The 4,244-nt window shown below is 70.9% G+C and carries 1 protein-coding gene; it reads left to right on the forward strand.

What is annotated here, in order from left to right; all coding sequences use genetic code 11:
* Positions 1 to 4,244 (forward strand): beta-ketoacyl synthase N-terminal-like domain-containing protein (locus ACTMTF_RS49255; RefSeq protein WP_441117015.1); only part of this gene is annotated, 4,244 nt, incomplete at both ends.

Here is a 4,244-nt window from a genome sequence, read left to right on the forward strand (position 1 = left end):
CTGGGGTGGAGCCGGATGCCGTGGTGGGGCATTCGCAGGGGGAGATCGCGGCGGCGGTGGTCGCCGGGATCTTGTCGTTGGAGGACGCCGCGAAGGTGGTGGCGTTGCGCAGTCAGGCGTTGATCGCTCTGTCGGGCCGGGGTGGGATGTTGTCGATCGCGGAGTCGGCGGATGCGGTCGAGGCGCGGGTGGGGTCCTGGGCTGATCGGGTGTCGGTGGCGGCGGTGAACGGTCCTGGGGCGACGGTGGTGTCGGGTGATCCGGAGGCGCTGGCGGAGGTGCTGGCCGGGTGTGAGCGGGATGGTGTCCGGGCGCGGATGCTGCCGGTGGATTACGCCTCGCACGGTCCGCAGGTGGATTCGTTGCGTGAGGAGATCCTGGGGCTGCTGGACGGGGTCACCCCGCAGGCGGGCCGGATCCCGATGGTGTCGGCGATGACCGGCGAGTTCCTGGAAGGTCCGGAGCTGGACGCCGGTTACTGGTACGCGAGTCTGCGGGCGACCGTCCAGTTCTCCCGGGCGATCGAAGCGCTGGGCGAGTACGGGGTGTTCATCGAGACCTCCGCCCACCCCGTCCTGACCAGCGCGATCGGCGACACCCTCGACCGTGTCGCCGAAGAGAACACCTCCGGCCTCTTCGCACCGGCCCCGGTGGTGACCGGGACCCTGCGCCGGGACGACGGCGGCCCGGTCCGGCTGCTGACCTCCCTGGCCGAGGTTCACGTGCGCGGCGTCGACGTCGACTGGACCACCGTCGTGCCCCGGGCCGAGGTGGTGGAACTGCCGACGTACGCGTTCCAGCGGCAGCGGTACTGGCCCAAGCCGGTTCCCGCTCCCCGCCGTACCGAACAGGACGCGGCCACGGCGGAGGAGAGCGCCTTCTGGAGTGCGGTCGAGGCCGGCGACCTGGACGGCCTGTCCCAGACGCTGGCCGTGGACGGGCACCACCTGGGCGAGGTGCTGCCGGCCCTGGCGTCCTGGCGGCAGCGCGAACGCGACGAGTCGCTGACCGCCGACTGGCGGTACCGGGTCTCCTGGATGCCGATGCGCGATCCCGCCCCGGCCGTCCTGTCCGGCACCTGGCTGGTCGTCGTCCCCGCAGATCCGGCCGACCGCGATCTGGCCGCCGCCTGCCTCCGAACGCTCAGTGACCGGGGCGCCGACGTGGTGCTCGCCGAGGTCCCGGCGACTGACCTGGACCGGTACGCGCTGGCCGCCCGGATCGGCGAAACCCTCGGCTCGGCAACGCCGGCCGGAATCCTGTCCCTGCTCGGCGTGGACGAGACGCCGCTGGCAGACCGGCCCGTGGTTCCCGCCGGTGTCGCCGGAACCCTGGCACTGGTCCAGGCTCTGGGGGACGCCGGAGTGGCCGCGCCGCTGTGGGCGGTCACGCAGGGGGCGGTCACGACCGGTACCGCCGATCAGCCGACCCGCCCGGTGCAGGCCCAGGTGTGGGGTCTGGGCCGGACGGCCGGGGTGGAGCATCCGGACCGGTGGGGTGGCCTGATCGACCTGCCGCCCGTCCTGGACGAGCGGTCGGCGGCCCGGCTTGCCGGAGTGCTGGCCGATGGCAGCGAGGACCAGGTCGCCATCCGGGCCGGTGGGATTCTGGCCCGCCGCCTCGTCCGCGCCGCTCCCCGTCAGGCCGGTTCCGGCGGATGGGTGCCACAGGGGACCGTGCTGCTGACCGGGGCGAGCGGAGTGATCGGCCCGGACCTGGCCGCCTGGCTGACCGATGCGGGGGTCGAGCACGCGGTGCTGACCAGTCGCCGGGGGCCGGGGACGCCCGGTGCGGGGGTGCTCGCCGCCTTCTTGGCGGAGGCCGGTTCGGCGGTCTCGATGGTCGCCTGTGACGTGGTGGATCGGGATGCGCTGGCCGGTTTGCTGGCGTGGATACCGACGGTCGCCTCGCCTCTGTCCGCGGTGATTCACGCGGCGGTCGCGGTGGAGCTGATGAGCGTGGAGCAGACCAGTCTCGACCAACTGGCCCTGGCGCTGAGCGCCAAGGTCGCCGGTGCCACTCACCTGGACGAGCTCACCGCCGACCTCGATCTGGATGCCTTCGTCCTGTTCTCCTCCATCACCGCGACGTGGGGGGTGGGTGAGCACGGTACGTACGCCGCCGCGAACGCTCACCTGGACGCGCTGGCGGAGAATCGGCGTGCTCGTGGGTTGCCGGCGACGTCGGTGGCGTGGGGGGTCTGGAGCTCCGGCGGTCGCTTCGACGAACCCGACCCGGGCGAACCCGTACAGGACCGGCCGCAGAGCCTGATCCCGGAACGGATCCGGCGCCAGGGCCTGCGGTTGCTGGAACCCGAGCGGGCGTTGACGGTGCTGGGGCAGGTGCTCGCCGATGACGAGACCGTGCTGTCGGTGGCGGATGTGGACTGGCCGAGGTTCTCGGCGGTGTTCAACGCGGTCCGGTCGTGGCCGCTGCTGGAGGAGATCCCCGAAGCCCGTCAGGTCGACTCCGGTGCCACCGTCGTCGCCTCGGGTGACGGTGCGGCGCTGCTGGAACGGCTCGTCGGCGTGTCACCGGCACAGCGGGAACGGATCGTCACCGACCTGGTCGGCGGCCACGCGGCGGCGGTCCTCGGCCATGCCTCGGCGGATGCGGTGGACGCTGCCCGAGCCTTCCGGGAGATGGGTTTCGACTCCCTGACGGCGGTGGATCTGCGGGGTCGGCTGAACCAGGCGACGGGGCTGCAGCTGCCTTCCACGGTGGTGTTCGACTATCCGTCCCCGGTGATGCTGGCCCGGCAGATCGTGACCCAGCTGATGGGGACTCAGCAGGTGGCATCGACGGTCTCGCGGGTCACGCCGGTGTCGGCCACCGATCCGGTGGTGATCGTCGGGATGGGCTGCCGGTATCCCGGTGGGGTGGACAGTCCGGAAGCGATGTGGGAGTTGCTGGCGAGCGGTGGGGATGCCATTGGTGGGTTCCCTGCTGATCGGGGTTGGGACCTTGCTGGTCTTGCGGATGCCGTGCCGGGCTCGGCGTCGGCTTCGGTGACTCGTGAGGGTGGGTTTGTGGCGGGTGCGGCGGACTTTGATCCGGCGTTCTTTCGGATCAGTCCGCGTGAGGCGTTGGCGATGGATCCGCAGCAGCGTCTCCTTTTGGAGACGGCTTGGGAGGCGATGGAGAATGCCGGGCTTGATCCGGTGTCTCTGCGTGGTTCGTTGACCGGTGTTTTCGCGGGTGCGGCGGCGTCCGGGTATGCCGGGCAGGCGGGGTTCGACGAGGACTCCGCCGGTCATCTGATCACGGGCAACGTGACCAGCGTGATCTCCGGGCGGATCTCGTACACGCTCGGTCTTGAGGGTCCTGCCGTCACCGTTGACACGGCCTGCTCCTCGGCTTTGGTGTCGTTGCATCTGGCGGCGCAGGCGTTGCGGGCGGGTGAGTGTGACCTGGCTTTGGCCGGTGGTGTGATGGTGATCGCGGATCCGGCTGAGTTCATCGGTTTCTCGCAGCAGGGGGCTCTTGCGGCGGATGGGCGGTGCAAGCCGTTCTCAGCTGAGGCCGATGGGATGGGGCTGTCCGAAGGCGCGGGCATGATCGTGCTGGAGCGGCTTTCGGACGCGCGTCGTAACGGGCACACGGTGCTGGCGGTGGTGGCCGGTAGTGCCATCAACCAGGACGGCGCCTCGAACGGGCTCTCGGCGCCGAACGGACCATCGCAGCAACGGGTGATCCGTGCCGCTTTGACCAATGCGGGGCTCCAGCCAGGTGACGTCGATGCGGTCGAGGGGCACGGCACCGGCACCCGGCTCGGGGACCCGATCGAGGCGCAGGCGATCCTGGCCACTTATGGGCAGGACCGCCCGGAGGATCGGCCGCTGTGGCTGGGGTCGGTGAAGTCGAACATCGGGCACGCGCAGCAGGCCGCCGGGGCGGCGGGGATCATCAAGATGGTCCTTGCCCTGCGGAACGGGCTGCTGCCGGCCACTCTGCACGCGGAGGCCCCGTCGCCGCACGTTGACTGGACCGCCGGTGATGTCCGGCTGCTCACCGAACCCGTGGCGTGGAAGACCAACGGTCGTCCCCGCCGGACCGGAGTGTCGGCCTTCGGGATCAGCGGCACCAACGCCCACGTCATTCTCGAGGAGCCCCCGGCCGAGCTGGAGCAGGACGAGTCTGGTCCGGTTCGGGAGTCGCCGTCTGTGGTGACCGGTGAGATGACGTCGTGGTTGGTGTCGGCGCAGTCGGTGGCTGGTTTGCGGGCGCAGGCGTCTCGGTTGGTG

It is taken from the genome of Nonomuraea sp. ZG12 (genome assembly GCF_052068115.1).
Lineage (GTDB): Bacteria > Actinomycetota > Actinomycetes > Streptosporangiales > Streptosporangiaceae > Nonomuraea.